Origin of the sequence: Aeromonas sp. OTU364, assembly GCF_038440395.1 — a bacterium.
In the GTDB taxonomy this organism is placed as follows: Bacteria; Pseudomonadota; Gammaproteobacteria; order Enterobacterales; family Aeromonadaceae; genus Aeromonas.
The window spans coordinates 115557-136411 of sequence record NZ_JASATR010000004.1; the positions used below are offsets into that span (position 1 = coordinate 115557).

Consider the following 20855-nt stretch of genomic DNA (forward strand, 5'->3'; position numbering starts at 1 on the left):
ACTTGTTTATTTACATGGATGAACATATGTCCCGCGCCTTCGACCCCGTTCAGCTCGGCAGCATAGAGCTCTTTTGCAAGGCGGCCGAGCTTGGCAGTTTCACCGCCACGGCCCAGGTGCTGGGGGTGACGCCGGCCTCGGTGAGCCGCTCCATCCAGCGCATCGAAGCCAGGCTCGGCGTCAAACTCTTCAATCGCACCACCCGCAGCGTGCGCCTCACCCACGACGGTGAGCTCTATCGGGCGCAGTGCCAGCAGGCCCTCGATCAGATCGCCGAAGCCGAGCGGGCCATCACCGGACGACAGCACCACCCTAAGGGGCTGCTGCGCATCAGCGTGGGCACCGTCTATGCACACCATCGCCTGGTACCCCTGCTGCCGGGCTTCATGGCCGCCTATCCCGAGATAGAGCTGGAACTCAATGTCTCGAACAGAAACATCGACTTCGTGGAGGATGGTTACGATCTCGCCATTCGTCTGGGTGAGCCGCGCGACTCCCGGGTGATCGCCCGCAAGCTGGAGGAGGCCAGCGTCGGGGTCTTCTGCTCCCCCGACTATGCCGCTCGCCGCCCGCCCCCGACCTCCCTGGCCGCGCTGCACCAGCATGAACTGATCCAGTTCATCACCCCCAGCACGGGGCGCCCCTTCCCCTGGAGCTTCATCGATGAGAAGGGGCTTCCGGTCGAGGTCAGTCTCCACAGTCGGCAGCGGGTGCTGGAGGATGTGCTGGCGGGTCTTGGCTGGGCGGTGGCTGGCGGGGGTCTGTTCCAGATCTACCATTTCGTGGCGGCAGAGGCGCTGTGCCAGGGCAAGCTGGTGGAAGTCATGACCCCCTTTGCGGGGCGATCCCGCCCCTTCTACGCCCTCTATCCCCAGCATCGCCACCTCTCTGCCCGGGTGCGTGCCTTCGTGGATTACCTGCTGGCGGCGGTGCGCCTCTGAGGCAAGGGCCCCTCACCTTCTAAACATACCTGTGCACCAGGCTGGCCTGATTTATGGCCAAGCCGGATGGCGCCCACGGCGCCGGCTCTGGACACCATGGCTGCCGGAATAAATAAATATGCAGAGAAATCAGCATAAGCCTCGCGCCATATATGAACTTGTCTGCTGTTTGTATGAAGCATCGTGCTGCTGAAAATTTTCTGTGAGCCACCTCCCGTCGTTAAACCCAAGAGCCTATAACCTTGACCCGAACAATAAAAACCTGACGCGTTCCGGTTTATTTCACCATGCATCACAAAGGAGTGTCACATGTATAAGAAAGTGAAACTGGCGGGTATTATCAGCACCCTCATTCTCTCTGCCTCTGCATATTCTGCCGAGATGACGGTGGGCTTCTCTCAAATAGGCTCTGAGTCCGGGTGGCGGGCGGCGGAAACCTCGGTCGCCAAGAGCGAAGCGCAAAAGCGCGGCATCACCCTGAAAATTGCCGATGCCCAGCAGAAACAGGAGAACCAGATCAAGGCCATTCGCTCCTTCATTGCCCAGGGGGTGGATGCCATCTTTATTGCGCCCGTGGTGCAGACCGGCTGGGATCCGGTATTGCAGGAGGCGAAAGAGGCCGAAATCCCGGTGTTCCTGCTGGATCGCAACATCACGGTGAAAGATGACGGCCTCTTCATGACCGGCGTTGCCGCAGACAGCGTCCACGAAGGAGCTGTGGCGGCCCAATGGCTCATCAAGCAGCAGGATGGCAAGGCCTGCAACGTGGTGGAATTGCAGGGCACAGTGGGGGCCAGCGTGGCGCTGGATCGCAAGAAAGGCTTCCTCGACACCGTCGCGGCGGTGCCCACCATCCAGATCATCCGCACCCAGTCAGGGGACTTCACCCGCAGCAAGGGCAAGGAGGTGATGGAGAGCTTCATCAAGGCGGAGAATAACGGCAAGAATATTTGCGCCGTCTACGCCCATAACGATGACATGGCCATCGGCGCCATCCAGGCCATTAAAGAGGCCGGGCTGAAACCGGGCACGGATATCAAGATCATCTCCATCGATGGGGTGCCGGATATATTCAAGGCGATGATGGCCGGCGAAGCCAATGCCTCGGTGGAATTGACGCCGAATATGGCAGGCCCGGCCTTCGATGCCCTGCTGGCCTATAAGAAGGACGGCGCCCAGCCCCCGAAACTTATCAAGACGGCATCTATTCTGTTCGAGCCAGAGAGTGCCGAGGCCCAGCTCGCGCTGAAAAAAGACATGGGTTATTAATGCCGCTCGCCCGCTGAGCCAGCCTGTTAAATAACACGCCATATCGGCAACGTTGCGATATGGCGCGTTATATCGGAGAGCCCCTATTCATGTCAGAAAATACTCAGGATGTGCTGCTGAACGCCCGCGGTATCTGCAAGATCTTTCCCGGGGTGCGTGCCCTGCATCAGGTGGACTTCTCCCTGCGCCGGGGAGAGATCATGGCGCTGCTCGGCGAGAACGGCGCCGGCAAGTCCACCCTGGTCAAGACCCTCACCGGCGTCTACCAGCCCGACGGGGGGCGCATCGAACTCGATGGCGTCCCCATCTCCCCGACGGACACAGCCCACGCCCAGCGCCTGGGGATCGGCACCGTCTATCAGGAGGTCAACCTGCTGCCGAACATGTCGGTGGCGGACAACCTCTTCATCGGCCACGAACCCCGCCGTTTCGGGCTCATCGACAGAGCCGCCATGACCCGGCAGGCCAGGGCCATCATGGCGGGATACGGCTTCGAGATGGATGTCACCCTGCCTCTGGGTCACTACTCGGTCGCCATGCAGCAGATAGTGGCCATCGCCCGGGCCATCTCCCTGTCCGCCAGGATCCTCATCCTCGATGAACCCACCGCCAGCCTGGATGCCAGCGAGGTGCAGATGCTCTTCTCCCTGATGGGGAGCCTGCGGGATCAGGGGGTGAGCCTCGTCTTCATCACCCATTTTCTCGATCAGGTCTACGCCATCAGCGATCGCATCACAGTGCTTCGCAACGGCGAGCTGGTCGGCACCCGCGACACCGCCGCACTGCCGCAACTGGAGCTGGTCAAGATGATGCTGGGGCGCGAGCTTGACGACAACGCCCTCAAGCGGGCGGGCAAGACGTTGCGCAGCAACCAGCCCACGGTGTCGTTCAGGGGCTACGGCAAGCGCGGGGTCCTGGCCCCTTTCAGTCTCGACGTCATGCCAGGGGAGATAGTGGGCCTCGCCGGCCTGCTCGGCTCAGGTCGCACCGAGACCGCCGAGCTGATGTTCGGCATAGTGCCGAGCGACAGTGGCGATTGCCAGGTGCGGGGCAAAGCGGTGACCATCCGCTCTGCGCGCCAGGCGGCCGCCAACGGTTTTGGTTTCTGCCCGGAGGATCGCAAGAGCGCCGGCATCATCGCCTCTGCCTCGGTGCGCGAGAACATGGTGCTGGCCCTGCAAGCCCAGCGGGGCTGGCTGCGCCCCCTGTCTCGCAAGGAGCAGGACGAGATCAGCGCCCGCCTCATCGAGCAGCTGGCGATCAAGACCCCGGGGCCGGAGCAACCCATCCAGTTTCTCTCCGGGGGCAACCAGCAGAAGGTGCTGCTGGCCCGCTGGCTGCTCACCAAACCCCAGTTCCTGATCCTGGACGAGCCCACCCGAGGCATAGACGTGGGAGCCCACGCCGAGATCATCCGCCTCATCGAATCCCTCTGCGCCAACGGGCTGGCCCTGCTGGTCATCTCCTCGGAGCTTGAGGAGCTGGTGGGCTATGCCGATCGGGTGATCGTCCTTCGCGACAGAAAGCAGGTGGCAGAGCTTGCGACGGACGCCCTCAGCGTCCCTGCCATCATGAACGCCATTGCATGTGAGGCCTGATATGACGTCATCCACCCTCCCCCTCCCTGGCGGGCCGGCGCGCCCCCGCAGAGCCCTGCCCACGGGCTCGGCCCAGTGCGCCGCCCTGCTCTGCGTGCTGCTCGTCAATGCCCTGGTCGCCGACAACTTCTTCGCCATCCATATCCAGGATGGGCGGCTGTTTGGCAGCCTCATCGACATCCTCAACCGCTGCGCCCCCGTGGCCCTGCTCTCCCTCGGCATGACGCTGGTGATCGCCACCGGTGGCATCGATCTGTCGGTGGGAGCCGTGATGGCCATCAGCGGGGCCACCATGGCCAGCCTGGCCACCGGCGGTCACAGCCTGCCGGTCATCGTCGCCGCCGTGCTTGGGGTGGGTTTGCTGTGCGGCCTCTGGAACGGCCTGCTGGTGGCGGTGTTCAAGATCCAGCCCATAGTCGCGACCCTGATCCTCATGGTGGCGGGCCGGGGCATCGCCCAGCTCATCACCGAGGGGCAGATCATCACCTTCAACAACGAGGCCCTCGCCTGGATCGGCAGCGGCGCCCTCTGCTATCTGCCCACCCCGGTCATCATCACCCTGGGGATGGCGCTGCTGCTCTGGCTGCTGACCAAGCGCACCGCCCTCGGCCTCTTCATCGAGGCAGTGGGGATCAACATCAGGGCCGCCAAGAACGCCGGGCTCAACACCCCCATGGTGGTGATCGCCACCTACCTGCTGAGCGGCATCATGGCCGCCGTCGCCGGCATGATAGTCGCCGCCGACATCCGCGGGGCCGATGCCAACAACGCCGGACTCTGGCTCGAGATGGACGCCATCCTGGCGGTGGTGATTGGGGGCACCTCCCTGATGGGGGGGCGCTTCAACCTCGCCCTCTCCCTGGTCGGCATACTGATCATCCAGGGGGTGAACACCGGGATCCTGCTCTCCGGCTACCAGCCCCAGTGGAACCAGATCGTCAAGGCCATGGTGGTGCTGGCGGTGCTGGTCATGCAGTCGCCTGCCCTCAACCACCTGTTCCAGCGAGGGACTCGCCATGTTTAAACGCAACCTCCCCCTGATGGTGACCATCATGGTCTTCGTGCTGGGCTATCTGCTCTGCCTGGCCTCCTTCCCGGCCTTCATGTCCACCCGCATCATCTGCAACATACTGACGGATAACGCCTTCCTCGGCATAGTGGCGGTGGGCATGACCTTCGTCATCCTCTCGGGGGGCATAGATCTGTCGGTGGGAGCCGTCATCGCCTTCACCGGCGTGCTGCTGGCCAAGCTCATCGGGGAGCTGGGGATCAGCCCCGTGCTGGCCATCCCCCTGGTGCTGGTGCTGGGAGCGGGCTTTGGCGCCCTCATGGGCTGGCTCATCGACACCCTGAAGATCCCCGCCTTCATCATCACCCTGGCGGGCATGTTCTTCCTGCGAGGGGCCAGTTTCCTCATCTCCGAGCAGTCCCTGCCCATCGATCACCCCAGCTTCACCTACCTGTCGAGCCTGTCGTGGAAGATACCGGGGGGCGGACGCCTGAGCCTGCTGGCCCTCATCATGCTGGCGGTGGTGGTGCTTGGCATCCTGCTCGCCAACCGCACCCGCTTTGGCAACAACGTCTACGCCATCGGCGGCAACGCCACCTCGGCGGCCCTGATGGGGATCTCGGTGCGCCACACCACCATCCGCATCTACCTGCTCTCCACCACCCTGGCGACCCTGGCGGGCATCGTATTCGCGCTCTACACCTCGGCGGGCTATCCGCTCGCCGCCGTCGGGGTGGAGCTCGATGCCATCGCCGCCGTGGTCATCGGCGGCACCCTGCTGAGCGGCGGAGTGGGCACCGTCTTCGGCTCCCTGTTCGGGGTGCTGATCCAGGGGTTGATCCAGACCTACATCAACTTCGACGGCACCCTCAGCTCCTGGTGGACCAAGATCATCATAGGCCTGCTGCTGTTTAGCTTCATCGCCCTGCAGCGCCTGCTGATCCTGGTCTCGGAACAGCGCAAGGCCGGCAAGCCCACTCCCTTCAAGCGGCAGGCTGCCGTCGCCCCCCTTGAGTGAAACCGTCGCGGGGCCTGCGCCCGGTCAACCCAGGCAGAGGCCTCGCGATAACACGCCTTTATGGTGGCCGGGCGCGAGTATTCGCCCGCCCCACCACCCAGTCCCCCTGACCCCCCGCAAAGGCACGCGGGGAAGCCGCTCGGGCAAGATGGCGGCCCCAATAGAAGGCAGCATGGATAACCAATAAATCATGAGTGATCGATCATCGGCCATTCATTACCACGCGGGGATAGCCGTCCCTTTATAGTATTTGTCCAGCGCAGCCTTGACGGCCTCATTCTGATAGGAGGCCACCAGGGTTTTTACCCAGGGGGCGCTTTCATTGCCGCTTTTGACCGCGATGAAATTATTGTAAGGATTCTCTTCTGCGGTCTCGGAATAAATACGCTGCTGCTGGCTCAAGCCGGATTTCAATGCCCAGTCCGTATTGACCACGGCGGCATCCAGATCATCCACGGAGCGCCCTATGATGCCGGTGTCCAGCTCCCTGATCTGCAATTTCCTGGGGTTGTCGATAATATCCGTGGTGGTCGCCAATATGCCCGAGCCGGGACGCAGCTTGATGACGCCGGCCGACGCCAGCACCCGCAGCGCACGCCCTTCATTGCTGGGATCGTTGGGCACCCCTATGATGGCCCCTTTCGGCAAGGCGCTGACCGCATTGAATTTCTTCGAGTAGAGGCCGATGGGCCACACCGCCGTATTGCCGACCGGCACTATATGATAACCGCGGCTCTTCACCTGATTGTCCAGATAAGGTTTGTGCTGGAATGCGTTGGCATCTATTTCGCCATTTTCCAGTGCCTCGTTGGGCAAGATATAGTCATTGAACTTGACAAGCTCGATATTCAGCCCCTGTTTTTTGGCCTGTGCAGACGCAACGGCCCACACATCTTCATCCTCTCCGCTCATGATACCCAGCCGTATGGTTTCCCCGGCGCTGGCATATCCTGCAATGATGGCGGCAACCAACGGCGTCAATTTAAATAGGGTTTTCAACATAGTTGTGTCCTTGGGAATAAGTGATGACGCCCCCGAGATTACGGGGGCGACGCAAGGAGCACAAAGCACAAGATATCCCTTGGATATACCCAAATTGACGAACGCCGGAGCAAATAAAATAGCCCGACGTCAGCGGGCTATGTTCAATCGGTTCATGGCTTCAGCAGCCAGGCTCACTACTCCATGTTCTGGTCTCCATGGCTCACCAGCGGGCGATTGCCTGCGAGGCGCCGCAGCAGCACATAGAAGAGCGGGGTCAGGAACAGACCGAACAGGGTCACCCCTATCATGCCGGAGAAGACCGCCACTCCCATGGCCGAGCGCATCTCGGCGCCGGCGCCACTTGCCAGCACCAGGGGCAGCACCCCCATGATGAAAGCCAGCGAGGTCATCAGAATGGGCCGCAGCCGCAACCTGGCGGCGTCGATGGCGGCAGCCAGCGGCGCCCGGCCCGCCAACTCCAGTTCACGGGCAAACTCCACGATGAGAATGGCGTTCTTGGCCGAGAGCCCCACCAGTACGATGAGCCCTATCTGGGTGAAGACGTTGTTGTCCCCCCCAGAGAGCCAGACCCCAGCCATGGCCGAGAGCAGCCCCATCGGCACTATGAGCAAAATGGCCAGCGGCAGCGTCAGACTCTCGTACTGGGCGGCCAGCACCAGGAACACCAGCAGGATGGCAAGCGGGAAGACCCACAGCGCCGAGTTGCCAGCCAGGATCTCCTGATAGGTGAGTTCGGTCCACTCGAAACCTATGCCCTGAGGCAAGGTCTCGGCGGCGATCCGTTCGATGGCGGCCTTGGCCTGCCCCGAGCTGAAACCAGGCGCCGGCCCGCCACTGATATCGGCAGAAAGGAAACCGTTGTAGCGCATCGCCCGTTCAGGACCGACTGTGTGATCCACCTTCATCAGGGCCGACAGGGGGATCATCTCGCCCGAGAGCGAACGCACCTTCAGTCTGCCGATATCATCGGCATGGCTGCGATAGCTGGCATCTGCCTGCACCCGCACCGAGTAGGTACGCCCGAACTGGTTGAAATCGTTGACATAAAGCGAGCCAAGGTAGACCTGCAGCGTGTTGAAGATATCGGTCACCTCCACCCCGAGCTGATGGGCACGGGTACGGTCGATGTCGGCAAAGAGCTGCGGCACATTGATCTGCCAACTGCTGAACAGCCCGGTCAGCTCGGGAGCCTTGGCCGCCTTGGCCAGGAAACCTTGCACCGCCTCATCCATCTCCCCGTACCCGAGCCCGCCGCGATCCTCAAGCTGCAACTTGAAGCCTCCCGTGGTGCCAAGCCCCTGCACGGGGGGTGGCGGGAACATCACCACCACCGCCTCCTCGATGCCGGCGAATGCCTGGTTCAGTTGCGCCGCCACCGCCATGCCACTCTGATCGGCGCCTCTGCGCTGCTCGAACGGCTTGAGCATGGCGAACACCACTCCGGCATTGGGGCTGTTGGTGAAGCCGTTGATCGAGAGCCCGGTGAACGCCAGGGTCCCCTCCACGCTCTCATTGCTGGCCATGATAGCCCCCATCCGCTCGATCACCCTGTCGGTCCGATCCAGGGTGGCACCATCCGGCAGTTGGGCAAAGCCAATCAGGTACTGCTTGTCCTGGGAGGGCACAAAGCCCCCGGGCACGCTCTGGAACAGGCCATAGGTCAGCACCAGCAGGCCGGCAAACAGCAGCAGCGTCGGGGCCTTGCGTCGCAAGATCCCCTGCACGCCGGCACCATAGACGCGGGCGCCGCGCTCGAAGCCGCGGTTGAAGCGAGCAAACAGTGGACCAAGCAGCCGCTCCATGCCTCGCGTCAGGGCATCCTTGGGCTCGCCATGCCCCTTGAGCAGCAGGGCCGCCAACGCCGGCGAAAGGGTGAGTGAGTTGATGGCCGAGATGACGGTGGAGATGGCGATAGTCAGGGCAAACTGGCGATAAAACTGGCCGGTCAGCCCGGTGATGAAGGCCAACGGCACGAATACCGCACACAGCACCAGGGCAATGGCGATGATGGGGCCGGAGACCTCCCGCATGGCGCGGTAGGTCGCCAGGCGCGGCGACAGTCCCCCCTCGATATTGCGCTCGACGTTCTCCACCACCACGATGGCGTCATCCACCACTATGCCTATCGCCAACACCAGCCCAAACAGGGTCAACGCATTGAGGGAGAAGCCAAACAGCAGCATGACGGCGAAGGTCCCTATGATGGAGACAGGCACCGCCAGCAGCGGGATGATGGAGGCGCGCCAGGTCTGCAGGAACAGGATAACCACCAGTACCACCAGGGCGATCGCCTCGAGCAGGGTGTGCACCACAGAGTCGATGGAGGCGCGCACGAACTGGGTCGGATCGTAGGCGATACGGTACTCGAGCCCTTGGGGCATGGTCTTGGCTATCTGGCTCATGGTGCTGCGCACCTCGTCGGAGATCTGCAATGCGTTGGCGCCCGGTGCCTGGTGGATGCCGATGCCGACCGCCGGCTTGTTATTGAGTTTCGAGCGCACCGAGTAGTCGGCCGCCCCGAGCTCGATATGGGCGATGTCACGCAGGTGCGTCACCGCGCCGCCGCCGCCCGACTTGACGATGATGTCGCCAAACTCCTCCACGCTCTGCAGCCGGCCCCGAGCATTGACGGAGAGCTGCAGCTCGGTACCCGGCAGCGCCGGCGACCCGCCGACCACCCCGGCCGCCGCCTGAATGTTCTGCTCACGCAGCGCCGCCACCACATCGCTGGCCGCGAGGCCACGGGCGGCGACCTTGTCGGGATCAAGCCAGATCCGCATGGCATACTCCCCACCACCAAAGATGGCCACGTCCCCCACCCCCTGGATCCGGGCCAATCGGTCACGCACATTGAGCAGCGCATAATTGCGCTGGTAGTCGATGTCATAACGATCCTCCGGTGAGACCAGGTGCACCACCATGGTGAGGTCCGGGCTCGCCTTGACCGTGGTCACCCCCAGGGTACGCACCTCCTCGGGCAGGCGCGCCTCGGCCTGAGCCACCCGGTTTTGCACCAGTTGCTGCGCCTTGTCCGGATCCGTGCCAAGACGGAAGGTGACGGTCAGGGTCATGGTGCCATCCGTGGTGGACTGGCTGCCCATGTAGATCATCCCCTCAACCCCGTTGATGGACTCCTCGAGCGGCATGGCCACCGATTCGGCGATCACCTTGGGACTGGCTCCCGGGTAAGTCGCCCGCACGACCACCTGGGGTGGCACCACCTCGGGATACTCGGAGATGGGCAGAGCATTGACTGCCACCAGTCCCGCCAGCACGAACAGGATGGAGATAACGCCGGCGAAGATGGGCCGGTCGATGAAGAACTTTGACATATTCATGGTGTGACTCTGATGCAATGACGCGGCCATCAGCCGCGACTGGCCGTCCGGGCTTGGGTGGTCGTGAGTGCAGTGGGCTCAATCGGGCTGGGTGCCAGCAGTGTGCCGGGTCGCACCCGCTGCAGACCATCGACGATGACTCGCTCCCCGGGCTGCAGGCCACGGGTGACAATACGCTCCCCCTCGACACTCATGCCAAGGCTCACCTCGCGGTACTCGGCGCGGTTCCCCTCGCCCACCACCATGACGAATTGCTTGCTCTGATCCGAGCCGATAGCCCGCTCGCTCACCAACAGGGCGTCGACCTGACGGGAAGATCCCAGCCTGATCCTGGCAAACTGACCAGGGATCAGGCTGCCGTCCCGGTTATCCAGCGTGGCGCGAACCCTGAGGGTGCCGCTACCGGCATCCACCTGGTTGTCGATAAATTGCAGACGCCCCTCCAGTGGCGTGCCCGTCATTCCACTGGTGCCAAGCTGCACCGGGGTGTCACCGATCTGTTCCCGCGATACCTGCAACCGATCCAGGGTCGCCTCACTCACATCGAAGCTGGCATAGATGGGGGACACCGAGACCAGCGTGCTCATGACAGGGGCCGTCGGTCCCGCCGCCACCTGGTTGCCCACTGTGATGTCGAGGCGGCCGATCCGCCCCGAGATGGGCGCCCTAACCCGGGTGTAATCGAGGTTGAGCCGAGCCGCTTGCAGGCTCGCCTCGGCGCCGCGCAAGTTGGCAACGGCTTCCAGCTTGGCGTTGTGCAGCTGATCGAGATCCCGCTGAGCGATGGCGCTGGAGGCAATCAACCGCTGCGCACGCGTCAGATCGGATCCCGCCTGAGCCAACCGGGCACGCGCAGCCTCGACCACCGCCTCGGTCTGGGCCACCTGGGCTGCATAGGGGGCAGGGTCTATGGTGATCAGCAGATCGCCGCGCGCAACCAATGCCCCTTCCCGAAAGTGGATCCCCTGTATGGTGCCGGCCACTCGGGGCCTCAGCTCCACCCGCTCCACCGACTCCATCCGGCCGGAGAACGCCTCCCACAGCTTGATGCGATTGGGCATTATCCTGCTCACGGAGACAGGCACCGCGGCCTCGGCCATGACTGGCGCCTCGGCCTGGCTCTGGTGGGTATAGAGGGCAGCCCCCAGGGCAGATGCCACCGAGAGGGCCACCAGATAGGGCGCCGCACGCCGCGCAGTAAAACCTGTTCTGGCAGTCATATTCACGTAGTCCATTGATGGTGAAGTTCGACGAGAGCAGATGAATTCATCCGCTCTGAAAATAAGGGGGGCGATATTCTGGTCAGTTCTGCTGATGGCAGCAAAAATGCGGGCAGGCCCAGCAGACGAAGCCTGCCCGCAAAACGAAGCACAAAGGGACTGAGCGGCTTATTCCTGACCGCCACCAAAACCGAACGGCACGCGATACTGCGCCTGTTCACTTCCCAGACTCAGACGCAGATCACCCTGTGTCTTTGCGGGCAGCACGACCCGCTGCTGGCCCGACATCCTGGCCGGAACCCGTGCCAGCAGATCGCCAGAATCGTTGTATACCTCGAGGGCATCGCCCATGCGCTGTCCGGCGTCTTGGGGCTGCCAGTTCACGATCAGAGCGCCGGGGATAGCGTTGATCTTGGCAGAGATGGCGGCCATGGCCAGAGGGGAACTCATCAGGCCGAAGAAGGCCAGCAGTGTGATTGCGTGTTTCATCATCATTCTCACATCGTCAATGGTGGAAGGCCCGCAGGCCAGAACGACGTCTCCTTGTCGGCCATGCCAGAGACACAGTGTCGCGCCAGGCATGGTTTCGCTGTGCACCGCCCCATGGCGGTAATGCGGTGAGCACCGATGTGGTGTTCAGTGACGGCAGTGTACTGGTTGTTGGATAACGTGATTAGACGGGATAATCAGAATGGGTTTATGAGAAAATCTCATGAATTTACGCTAGTAATGATGCCGAGTCGGCAGTTACCCTGCCGGCACGCACCTCCCCCCTATCACGACCTTCGGCAGGGCAACTCATGGCAAAAACCAACTACAACGACTTGATCTCCTTCATGGCGGTGGCAAGAGAAGGCAGCTTTACCCGCGCGGCGGCTCACCTGGGGGTATCCCAGTCCGCCCTGAGCCACGCCATGCGGGGGCTGGAGGAGCGACTGGGCATTCGGTTGTTGACCCGGACCACGCGCAGCGTCTCCCCAACCCCGGCGGGCGAGCGGCTGCTTGAACGCCTGCAGCCGCATTTTGAGGGGATCGAGGATGAGATCTCGGCGCTCAATGAGCTCAAGGACAAACCCGCGGGCTTGATCCGTATCACTACCGCCGAGCATGCGGCAGACACCTACCTGTGGCCGCGCATATCGCCGCTGCTCAAGGAGTACCCGGACATTCAGGTAGAAATCGATATCAACTACGGCCTGACCAACATAGTCGAGCAGAAGTTTGATGCGGGGATCCGGTTGGGGGAACAGGTGGAGAAAGACATGATTGCGGTGCGTATCAGCCAGGATATGCAGATCGTCGTGGTGGCCTCCCCCGACTATCTCTCCCGCAACCCGGCCCCCCACACCATTCAGGATCTGGCGGCTCATCAATGCATCGGCCTGCGGCTGCCCACCTATGACAACCTGATGCTGTGGGAGTTTGAGCAAGATGGCCAACCCATCAAGGCCCATGTACAGGGTCAGTGCATCTTCAACACAGGCACGCCCGTACTGCGCGCCGCGCTGGCAGGCCACGGTCTGGCTTATCTGCCTTCAGACATGGCCGAACCCCATCTGGCCACAGGGGCGCTGATCTCGGTACTGGCCCCCTATTGCCCACGCTTCCCCGGGTATCACCTCTACTACCCCAGCCGGCGCCAGAACTCTCCCGCCTTTCGGCTGTTCCTGGACGCCGTGCGCTTGCGGGCATGATGCCTCCCCTCTCCGACCGTGGGCACTGTGCTCCCTCAGCAGGAAGAACGGTTGGCGGCGAACCGCGCCACCCACCGTCTGTCATCTCCCGACGCCATTGCTGATTGCCCCTGTCAGACGTCGAGCTTGCGCTGGGTCAGCCACTCCACCATGGCGGGGTCGCGGTGAGAGAAGAAGGCGCTGGTCGCCGTATCCAGCGCGGCTATCTGCACCATCTCGTCCTGACTGAGTTCGAAGTCGAGGATGTCGAGGTTCTCCTCCATTCTCTCCTTGCGCACCGACTTGGCCAGCGACGCTATGCCGCGCTGGAAGATCCAGCGCAACACCACTTGTCCCACGCTCTTTCCCCGCTTCGCGCCGATGGCGGTCAGCACCGGGTGCTGGAACAGACCATTTCGGCCCTCGGCGAAGGGGGCCCACGCCTGTGGCTGTATCTGTCGACTCTGCATCCAGGGGGCGGCATGCAGCTGCTGATTGAAGGGGTTCACCTCTATCTGATTGACGGCAGGCACCACCTTGTTGAACGCCATGAGATCCGCCAGCCGATCCGGCTGGAAGTTGCTGACGCCGATTGCCCGGATCTTGCCGGCTTGCTGCAACTCCTCCATTGCCCGCCAGGCGCCGTGGACATCCCCGTAGGGCTGATGGATGAGATAGAGATCCACATAATCGAGCTGCAGGCGGTTCAAGGAGCGCTCGAACTGCGCCTTGGCTCCCTCGTAGCTGGCATCTTGCAACCAGAGCTTGGTGGTGACAAAGAGCTCGCGGCGTCCGATGCCGCTCTGCCTGATCCCGTTCCCGACCTGAATCTCATTCTGATAGGAGGCGGCGGTATCGATCAGCCGATAGCCGGTGTCTATGGCCTCGATGACGGCGCGCTCGCACTCTGCCGCGTCCGTCATCTGGAAGACACCAAACCCCAGCAGGGGCATTTCTATACCGTTATTGAGTCTGACTGTGTGCATGACTATATCCTTCCGATAGTGTGTACCCAGCATAACGCAAGGGGATTGACGAGATTAGACCCGGGATCTTGCTAGGGTTTATTAGCAATATTCATGAATCTCGTCCTCACCCTTGCTGTCTCCCGTGGTTATTGCAGACCCTTCTCTTTCAGGAACTGGCTGACCAGATCGGCGATCTGCACATTGTTCAGATCGGAGAAGGGGAAGTGGGTGTTGCCCTTGATGCCGATTTCGGGCAGGTGAACGACGCTGACATCCCCCCCATGCTGGTTGACCTGATCCCGCCACTGGCGAGCCATCGCCAGCCTGACTCGCCAGCTGTCCTGGGCGGGCATGGCGGTCGGTTTGTCCGGGATGTTGTCGCCATACAGGATCAGCACCGGGATCCTGGTCAGGCTCATGAACTGCGCCATCGCCACCGGCTCCCCCTTCAGGGTATCGAACGCGCTCGGCATGGGGGCTGGCAACGCCTGCTCAGGGAAGAGGAAGCCACTGCCTGGTTCGAACGCGACTATGGCCTTCACCTTGTTGCTTTTTATGGCGGTATGCCAGCCAGGTCCGCCCCCCTGGGAGTGGGTGAACAGGATGGCAGGACCACTCTTGTCCAGCACCGCCGCCATGGCATCGGCGATGACGTTGGCATCAAAGGGCCCTGTGTTGGGGGTCATCTGGCGAAAATACTGGTTCAGCACCGCCTGATCCTGCGAGAACTGGACGCCGTTGAAATAATCCGGCCAGACGCCGAGGCGGAACTGGTTGAACCACAACTGCTCATCCGGATTGGGGGCCACTGTCCCCTCCACCATGCTGCGACCCGCGCTGCCTCTGCGGGGCTGATCGACCAGATAGGTCGCAAACCCCCGGCGCAGGAACAGGGTCTGGAAACCTTCCCGGCCATCCGGCGTGGTCTGCCAGGTACGGGAAGACTGGCCAGCGCCGTGGAGCATGACGATCGGATACGGGTGCGGGTTGGACGGGATCTGATAGAAGACGCTGGCGTGATCCCCATGGTAGGTCTGACCGGCAGGGTCCAGTGGTTTCCTGGGGTCAAAGGTGCCGGGTGCGGTGACGACGGCGCCCCCCGCGGCAAAGCTGCCCTGCTCCTGGATAACCAGGGGATCGGCATGAGCGGGTGCCACCAGCGCCCCCGCCAGCATACAAGACAGCAATGATTTACTGAGTCTCTTCATGGTTGTGTTCCCTTGTTTGGCCTGTGGCCTCAATCCTGTTTACGTATATGAGCATCACCTGTCGCCCTCACGACGATGACCTGTCTGCCTCGCCCAAAGATGAGATCAACTCCCTCTGCCCTCCAGCCACCGGGCGACTGTCTCGGTCGTTCGCCTCTCCTGATCGCACTCCATGATCAGTGGCGCATCTCGCCTGGCACCTGACGCCAGTCTGGCGAGTACCGCCTCGCTATCCCCGATGCCATAGCCACCGTGGGTGATGAAAGGCACCAGCCGCTTACCCGCCAGATCATGGCCGCTCAGGAAGCTCTTGACCACGGGGGGAACCGTCATCCCCCAGATGGGAAAGCCGACATAAAGGGTGTAATAGCCCGCCATGGTGGCGGACTGTTTCAGCGCAGGGGTCAGCCCAAGATCCCGCTCACGCTGCGCCTGCGCGACGGTCTGGAAGTAATCCGCCGGATATGGGCTCGCTGGCGCTATCTCGAACAGATCGGCTTGCAGCGTGCGTTGGATCACCCCCGCGATCACCTGCGTATTGCCGCTTCGGGAGAAATAGGCGACCAGGATACTGCCATTGGGTTGTCGCGCCTGCGCACTGGCGATGGCCTGCCCCAGGGGAAGGTTCACCAGCGTCAAGCCCGGCAGCGCCGCCAGCAGCTTCCTTCGGGTGGGGTCATGGTGATCTGACATGCTGCCTGCTCCTTGGTAACGTCCACTGCCCTATTTGGTCGTGGCCAGCGCCTGCTGCAGTGCCTTCTGTGCCCGGGTGGCGGCATCGACTTCGCCCTGTTCGCGCAGCAGTTGCACCACCTGATGCAGTTGACCGGCGCTCAGGCCGACCCGTTGACTGGCACGCATATGGGACAGCAACTGGGCCTCCACCCCTGGCATGGAAGCCAACGCCCCTACCGTCGCCAGTTCACGGCTCTGCCAGTCCAGGTTGTCGCGAGCAAAAATATCGCCAAACAGGTGCGTCTGCAGGTACTGGTTGATCACAGGGGCAAACTCAAAGAGCGGACCCTGTACCGGTGCGCCCGAGATCCTGGTCTGGTTGGCGGTCCCCACTCGGCGCAATTCATCGCCGACCGGGATGGGGGTGACGGGCTCTTTTCCGAGAGGATCGCTGATGCCCCGAGCCTTGCGGGCCTCGACAACCTTCATCAACTCATTCAAGGCATTCAGACTGCGAGGAAAACCGGCATAAGCATAGAGCTGAACGAGCACCTCCTTGGCTTCATTCACCGTCAATCCTGCATCCAGACCCCGATTGAGGGTATCTCGTAGCCTCTCCATGTTGCTGGTCGCCATCGCCGAGGCGATCAAGGGAATGGCCTGTTGGCGCGTGGTCAGGGTATCGGTCACTGACCCTTGCTGGCTCACCTGGGTGGAACCCTCAATGGCGGCCACCCCGTAGGGCAGTCCAGTGCCAAGGAACAGCAGCGCCGCTGCCGTGATCGCCTTAATGTGCCTGGTATTGTTCATCTGTCACCTTCTCCATCCATTCAACACTCTTGCCGTCCACATTGCCGGTCACCGCCAGATGCGTCATCGCACTGCCGGGGGTGGCACCATGCCAATGCTTGACCCCGGGTGGGCAGGAGACGACATCACCGGGACGGATGATCTGTACCGGTTGACCCTCCTGCTGGGTCAAGCCGACCCCCGAGGTCACAATGAGCCGCTGCCCTGCCGGGTGCCTGTGCCAGGCCGAACGCGCCCCGGGCTCGAAGGTGACATAAGCACCCGATACCGGGATAGCCTGGTCGGCCGTGAAAAGCGGATCGACCCGGACCCGGCCGGTAAAGTTGTCCGCCGAACCGTACACCGCCGCCTGGCTGCCCGCGACGGCGATGCCGGTGGCTGCACCTTGCTCCGCCGCAATGGCGACGCAACTCATAAGCGGCAGCAGCAGAGCGAAATAACGCATTTTTCCTGACATGAAACGCGATCCCTTTAGTGAGTGAGCCTGGGGTTAAACCACTGCCATGCTAGCAAGCACGAGATGTCGTCAGGCTGACCCCAGGCTGACGTTCCCGTCAGGATAGACCGAGCATGGAAGGCGCCAATCGTCTCTCCAGCGCGGGAGCTGACTCATGATCCCGTCCCCTCTGTGGGGACAGAGCAAAAGTGAGCCCAAAGGTATTAACCCCCTCCTCGCTTTGGGCAAACACCTCTCCCCGGTGCATGATCGCCACCGCCCGGACAATGGACAGCCCCAGGCCATGATGGGTGTCGCTGCGGGCCCTGGCTGAGTCAACCCGGTAAAAGCGTTCAAACAGGCGAGACAGATGGGCAGGGGCAATGGGATCGCCGGGGTTTGAGACAGCGACACAGGCCTGCTCCTCGCGCTGGCTCAGTCTGACGGTGATGGTTCCGTGGGGCGGTGAGTGTCTTGCCGCATTCTCCAGTAAATTGGCGAGTGAACGATGGAACAGACGCCGGTCGATATGTGCAATCACATCCCCTTCCACCTGCAATGAGAGCCGCTTTTCGGCGAGGGAGGGCTCCACATACTCCACCGTCTTGAGGGTCTCTTCCCGCAGCGAAACCCGCTCCAATTGGGAGGCATGCTCCCCCGCATGGGCATGGGACAAAAACAGCATGTCGTTGACGATGGAAGCCATCCGCTCCAGCTCCTCCAGATTGGAGCCGAGCAAGTCGCCCAGCTCCTCTGGCGAACGCCTGCGGGATAATCCCAGCTGAGTCTGGCCAATCAGATTCGTGAGTGGGGTCCGCAGCTCATGGGCCACATCGGCATTGAAGCTCTCCAGTTGCCGCCATGCCACCTCCTGACGTGCCAAGACGCCGTTGAACGAGGAGGCCAGCTGCTGCAGCTCCTCGGGCAAGGCGTCTGTGTCCAGCCGCTGACCATGGTCTCCCGGCGCCAGTCGATGGGCCTGCTGACTCAAGGCCCCCACCGGGCGCAGACCAATCCGGGCAACGCCATACCCCAGCAAGGCGACCATCAGCACGCCAAGGAGAGTGATGATCAGCAGCGTGCGGGTAAAGGCGTCCAGTGTGCTCATATAGGGTGTCGAGTCGATGGACACCACATAGCGCAGCTCGGGCCTTTCCCCATTGGCGGGAATGGTCTTCACCAGCAGGAAGAGCGAGCAGGCCTCCTCCGAGGCGCCGGGCAGTTTGTTGAACCCCTCCTTGAGAGCGTCCCAGGCTACCCCCGATGGCGGTATGCCTCCCACCCTGAAGCGGGGATCGTCGCTGACAATCCAATAGTGAACACGGTTCCCCTCGGAGCTGGCCAGATTGGTGAACTTGCTGGCGAGCACTGACCACCCTTCGCTGGAGGTGCGGGCACTGATCCAGGGGCTCATCAAGGATTCACGAAACGACAGCTCGTTGTGCATCTGCTTTTGCAAGGAGTCATGGAGCGAACTCCTCAGCAGCAAACCGGATGCCGAGACGATCAGGACGGCACTCAGGGCAAACATCAGCGCCAGGTGTCCGGAGATGGAGCCTGTGAACATCTTGTTTCCTCCCCTCAAGGGTGCAGGTCCGGCCTGACTTCGAGCACATAGCCCATGCCGCGCACCGTGTGCAGCAGCTTGACCTCGAAAGGCGCATCTATCTTGGCTCGCAGCCGTTTTATCGCGACTTCCACGACGTTGGCATCACTGTCAAAATTCATATCCCAGACCTGCTCGGCAATCATCATCTTCGAGAGGATCTCCCCCTGATGGCGGGCCAGCAGGCTGAGCAGGGAAAACTCCTTGGCGGTGAGTTCCAGCCGATGGCCGGCGCGCGACACCCGACGCGCCAGCAGATCCAGATGCATATCGTGGATCTGCAACTGGGTGATGTCCGCGCCATCGGCCCCGCGACGACGCACCAGGGCCTGGATACGGGCAACCAGTTCAATGAGCGAGAAGGGTTTGGGCAGATAGTCATCGGCCCCCAGACGCAGCCCCTTGACCCGCTCGTCCACGGATCCGCGCGCGGAGAGCATCAGCACCGGTGTCTGCTTGCTCGCACGAAGCCCCTCCAGCACCCGATAGCCATCCATGCCAGGCAACATCACATCCAGAATGATGGCGTCATACTCGTACTCCAGCGCAAAATGGAGTCCTTCGGCCCCCTCCGCGGAGACATCGACCATGAAGCCCGACTCTCCCAGTGCGCGACAAAGATATGACGAGGTCTTCTCTTCGTCCTCTACCAACAACAGACGCATGGCATCCACCTCCTTATATCCAGGGCTCGCGCTCATGACAGCATGAACAGGGTGCCAACGGGGCCCTACCTCCATTCATCCCGCCAGCGGCCAGCAAGTCAGCGCTTTGGCGGCGCGTCCACATCGGAATAGGCCTGCACTGCGTCCGGCAGACGCTGTCCCTTGATGACGATGGCATCCAGAGATCGGGTGAGCTCCGTCATCTCGGCAGCGCTCAGCTGGATCCCCGCTGCCGACGTGTTTTGCAGCATGTGGTCCATGTTAGTGGTGCCCGGGATAGGCACAATCCAGGGTTTCCTGGCCAGCAACCAGGCCAGCGCTATCTGCCCGGGCGTCGCACTCTTGCGTTCAGCCCAGGTTTTCAGTACGGCCACGAGCCCAAGGTTATGCTCCAGATTTTCGGGTGCGAAGCGCGACTCCGTCCCCCGGAAATCACCGGGGGCAAAGCGGGTATTCTTGTCGATCCAGCCAGTCAGGAACTGCACCCCCAGCGGGCTCCACGGCACAAACCCTATCCCCAACGCTTCGCAGGTCGGCAGCACAGACTGTTCCGGCCCCCGCCATAACATCGAGTACTCACTCTGAACCGCCGTGACGGGGAGCGCTGCATGGGCGCGTTTCAAGGTGTCGATCCCCATTTCAGACAGGCCCCAGTGCAACACCTTCCCTTGATCCATCAGATCTTTCACCGCGCCGGCAACATCCTCGATAGGCACCAGGGGATCGACCCTGTGCTGATAGAGCAGATCGATACGATCCGTGCGCAGGCGCTTGAGCATTCCCTCGACGACTTGCTTGATGTGCTCGGGCCGACTGTTGAGCCCGGGACGCCGCTCACCGGTCTGTTGATCGATGTTCCAGCCAAACTTGGTGGCGATGACGATCTTGTCTCTGAAGGGTGCCACGGCCTCGCCCAGGATCCGCTCCACTTCGAAGGGACCATAGGCCTCGGCGGCATCAAAGAACGTCACCCCCTGATCAAAGGCCCTGCGCACTATGTTGACCATTTCAGGGCGCCAGGGGACGGAGGTGTCATATTTGCGGCTCATGTTCTGCACCCCCAGTCCGATGGCAGAGACGTCAAGTCCACCCAGCTTGCGCCTTCCTGGCCCGGCAACGGGCTGACCTGCGCCATGGGACTGTGGGGATGGCTGAGCCCCGTTGACCTGGGGGATCAACGAGGCCGCGGCCATGCCGGCCCCCGCGATCAGCAACTTGCGTCGCGCCGGCATCGCGGGTGCATCGGGCGTAAACACTGCTGGTTTGCTCTCCATAAGAGACTCCTTTTATGACCAGACGGGTGACGAAGACCACTTCGTATTGCCACATCCTATTGATTCGTTACCAACATTCCCCTGACAGCAAGCTGACAGCCGTGTCAGAAATCCAGGCCAAGGCCACCACCTGACTGACAGC

The 20855-nt window shown here is 62.0% G+C and carries 18 protein-coding genes; 6 read left to right on the forward strand and 12 right to left on the reverse strand.

Annotated elements, in window-relative coordinates; all coding sequences use genetic code 11:
- Positions 1-26 precede the first annotated feature (26 nt).
- From AAHB08_RS06530 to yjfF, 5 genes are all read left to right on the forward strand, one after another.
- Entirely contained in the window at positions 27-941 is a 915-nt protein-coding gene (locus AAHB08_RS06530) for a LysR family transcriptional regulator (protein ID WP_342058462.1), read from the forward strand.
- Positions 942-1250: 309 nt separating this feature from the next.
- On the forward strand, positions 1251-2210 hold the full coding sequence (gene ytfQ / locus AAHB08_RS06535) for a galactofuranose ABC transporter, galactofuranose-binding protein YtfQ (protein WP_342058463.1): 960 nt from the start codon (positions 1251-1253) through the stop codon (positions 2208-2210).
- Positions 2211-2299: 89 nt separating this feature from the next.
- Positions 2300-3808, forward strand: coding sequence for a sugar ABC transporter ATP-binding protein (locus tag AAHB08_RS06540; protein WP_342058464.1), 1509 nt, complete (start codon positions 2300-2302; stop codon positions 3806-3808).
- 1 nt (position 3809) lies between these two features.
- Complete coding sequence (ytfT, locus tag AAHB08_RS06545; RefSeq protein WP_342058465.1) at positions 3810-4832, forward strand: galactofuranose ABC transporter, ATP-binding protein YtfT; 1023 nt, start codon at positions 3810-3812, stop codon at positions 4830-4832.
- Positions 4825-5835 carry a galactofuranose ABC transporter, permease protein YjfF gene (gene yjfF / locus AAHB08_RS06550; RefSeq protein ID WP_342058466.1) on the forward strand — a complete coding sequence of 337 codons (1011 nt, stop codon included), beginning with the start codon at positions 4825-4827 and terminating at the stop codon, positions 5833-5835. Before ytfT ends, yjfF begins: the two co-directional genes overlap by 8 nt.
- A 216-nt stretch (positions 5836-6051) precedes the next feature.
- Here yjfF and AAHB08_RS06555 read toward each other — a convergent pair whose 3' ends face one another.
- From AAHB08_RS06555 to AAHB08_RS06570, 4 genes are all read right to left on the reverse strand, one after another.
- Positions 6052-6837, reverse strand: a complete 786-nt coding sequence (locus tag AAHB08_RS06555; protein WP_342058467.1) for a MetQ/NlpA family ABC transporter substrate-binding protein — start codon at positions 6835-6837, stop codon at positions 6052-6054.
- A 176-nt stretch (positions 6838-7013) separates the two neighbouring features.
- Positions 7014-10178 (reverse strand): efflux RND transporter permease subunit, encoded by a 3165-nt coding sequence (locus AAHB08_RS06560; protein ID WP_342058468.1) that lies wholly within the window; start codon positions 10176-10178, stop codon positions 7014-7016.
- Between the two features lie 29 nt (positions 10179-10207).
- Positions 10208-11398 (reverse strand): efflux RND transporter periplasmic adaptor subunit, encoded by a 1191-nt coding sequence (locus AAHB08_RS06565; protein ID WP_342058469.1) that lies wholly within the window; start codon positions 11396-11398, stop codon positions 10208-10210.
- Between the two features lie 168 nt (positions 11399-11566).
- The gene (locus tag AAHB08_RS06570) at positions 11567-11893 is read right to left on the reverse strand and encodes a hypothetical protein (RefSeq protein WP_342058470.1); all 327 of its coding nucleotides are present in this window, start codon (positions 11891-11893) and stop codon (positions 11567-11569) included.
- A gap of 305 nt (positions 11894-12198) precedes the next feature.
- On the opposite strand from AAHB08_RS06570, the gene AAHB08_RS06575 reads away from it, so the two are divergent.
- Positions 12199-13092 carry a LysR family transcriptional regulator gene (locus tag AAHB08_RS06575; protein WP_043142485.1) on the forward strand — a complete coding sequence of 298 codons (894 nt, stop codon included), beginning with the start codon at positions 12199-12201 and terminating at the stop codon, positions 13090-13092.
- A 113-nt stretch (positions 13093-13205) separates the two neighbouring features.
- Here the strand turns inward: AAHB08_RS06575 and AAHB08_RS06580 are convergent, their stop codons facing one another.
- The 8 genes from AAHB08_RS06580 to AAHB08_RS06615 all read right to left on the reverse strand — a co-directional run bounded on the left by AAHB08_RS06580 (position 13206) and on the right by AAHB08_RS06615 (position 20713).
- Positions 13206-14057 carry an aldo/keto reductase gene (locus AAHB08_RS06580; RefSeq protein WP_342058471.1) on the reverse strand — a complete coding sequence of 284 codons (852 nt, stop codon included), beginning with the start codon at positions 14055-14057 and terminating at the stop codon, positions 13206-13208.
- Positions 14058-14185: 128 nt separating this feature from the next.
- Positions 14186-15247, reverse strand: a complete 1062-nt coding sequence (locus AAHB08_RS06585; RefSeq protein WP_342058472.1) for an alpha/beta hydrolase — start codon at positions 15245-15247, stop codon at positions 14186-14188.
- Between the two features lie 105 nt (positions 15248-15352).
- A complete protein-coding gene (locus AAHB08_RS06590; protein WP_342058473.1) occupies positions 15353-15940 on the reverse strand; it encodes a flavodoxin in 588 nt (195 codons plus the stop codon).
- Positions 15941-15970: 30 nt separating this feature from the next.
- Complete coding sequence (locus AAHB08_RS06595; RefSeq protein ID WP_342058474.1) at positions 15971-16732, reverse strand: carboxymuconolactone decarboxylase family protein; 762 nt, start codon at positions 16730-16732, stop codon at positions 15971-15973.
- Positions 16710-17189, reverse strand: coding sequence for a (R)-mandelonitrile lyase (locus AAHB08_RS06600; RefSeq protein ID WP_342058475.1), 480 nt, complete (start codon positions 17187-17189; stop codon positions 16710-16712). The genes AAHB08_RS06595 and AAHB08_RS06600 overlap by 23 nt, the downstream gene beginning before the upstream one ends.
- Positions 17190-17286: 97 nt before the next feature.
- Positions 17287-18735: a heavy metal sensor histidine kinase gene (locus AAHB08_RS06605; RefSeq protein ID WP_342058476.1), complete on the reverse strand. Its 1449-nt coding sequence runs from the start codon at positions 18733-18735 to the stop codon at positions 17287-17289.
- Positions 18736-18749: 14 nt separating this feature from the next.
- Complete coding sequence (locus tag AAHB08_RS06610; protein ID WP_043555748.1) at positions 18750-19439, reverse strand: heavy metal response regulator transcription factor; 690 nt, start codon at positions 19437-19439, stop codon at positions 18750-18752.
- Between the two features lie 98 nt (positions 19440-19537).
- The gene (locus tag AAHB08_RS06615) at positions 19538-20713 is read right to left on the reverse strand and encodes an aldo/keto reductase (RefSeq protein ID WP_342058477.1); all 1176 of its coding nucleotides are present in this window, start codon (positions 20711-20713) and stop codon (positions 19538-19540) included.
- Between the last annotated feature and the right edge of the window lie 142 nt (positions 20714-20855).

Coding starts and splice junctions, on each gene's coding strand:
- AAHB08_RS06600 (WP_342058475.1), bottom strand. CDS start 17,189: ATGTCAGGAAAAATGCGTTATTTCGCTCTGCTGCTGCCGCTTATGAGT.
- AAHB08_RS06560 (WP_342058468.1), bottom strand. CDS start 10,178: ATGAATATGTCAAAGTTCTTCATCGACCGGCCCATCTTCGCCGGCGTT.
- AAHB08_RS06610 (WP_043555748.1), bottom strand. CDS start 19,439: ATGCGTCTGTTGTTGGTAGAGGACGAAGAGAAGACCTCGTCATATCTT.
- ytfT (WP_342058465.1), top strand. CDS start 3,810: ATGACGTCATCCACCCTCCCCCTCCCTGGCGGGCCGGCGCGCCCCCGC.
- AAHB08_RS06570 (WP_342058470.1), bottom strand. CDS start 11,893: ATGATGATGAAACACGCAATCACACTGCTGGCCTTCTTCGGCCTGATG.
- yjfF (WP_342058466.1), top strand. CDS start 4,825: ATGTTTAAACGCAACCTCCCCCTGATGGTGACCATCATGGTCTTCGTG.
- AAHB08_RS06555 (WP_342058467.1), bottom strand. CDS start 6,837: ATGTTGAAAACCCTATTTAAATTGACGCCGTTGGTTGCCGCCATCATT.
- AAHB08_RS06605 (WP_342058476.1), bottom strand. CDS start 18,735: ATGTTCACAGGCTCCATCTCCGGACACCTGGCGCTGATGTTTGCCCTG.
- AAHB08_RS06565 (WP_342058469.1), bottom strand. CDS start 11,398: ATGACTGCCAGAACAGGTTTTACTGCGCGGCGTGCGGCGCCCTATCTG.
- AAHB08_RS06595 (WP_342058474.1), bottom strand. CDS start 16,732: ATGAACAATACCAGGCACATTAAGGCGATCACGGCAGCGGCGCTGCTG.
- AAHB08_RS06615 (WP_342058477.1), bottom strand. CDS start 20,713: ATGGAGAGCAAACCAGCAGTGTTTACGCCCGATGCACCCGCGATGCCG.
- AAHB08_RS06585 (WP_342058472.1), bottom strand. CDS start 15,247: ATGAAGAGACTCAGTAAATCATTGCTGTCTTGTATGCTGGCGGGGGCG.
- ytfQ (WP_342058463.1), top strand. CDS start 1,251: ATGTATAAGAAAGTGAAACTGGCGGGTATTATCAGCACCCTCATTCTC.
- AAHB08_RS06580 (WP_342058471.1), bottom strand. CDS start 14,057: ATGCACACAGTCAGACTCAATAACGGTATAGAAATGCCCCTGCTGGGG.
- AAHB08_RS06540 (WP_342058464.1), top strand. CDS start 2,300: ATGTCAGAAAATACTCAGGATGTGCTGCTGAACGCCCGCGGTATCTGC.
- AAHB08_RS06575 (WP_043142485.1), top strand. CDS start 12,199: ATGGCAAAAACCAACTACAACGACTTGATCTCCTTCATGGCGGTGGCA.
- AAHB08_RS06590 (WP_342058473.1), bottom strand. CDS start 15,940: ATGTCAGATCACCATGACCCCACCCGAAGGAAGCTGCTGGCGGCGCTG.
- AAHB08_RS06530 (WP_342058462.1), top strand. CDS start 27: ATGTCCCGCGCCTTCGACCCCGTTCAGCTCGGCAGCATAGAGCTCTTT.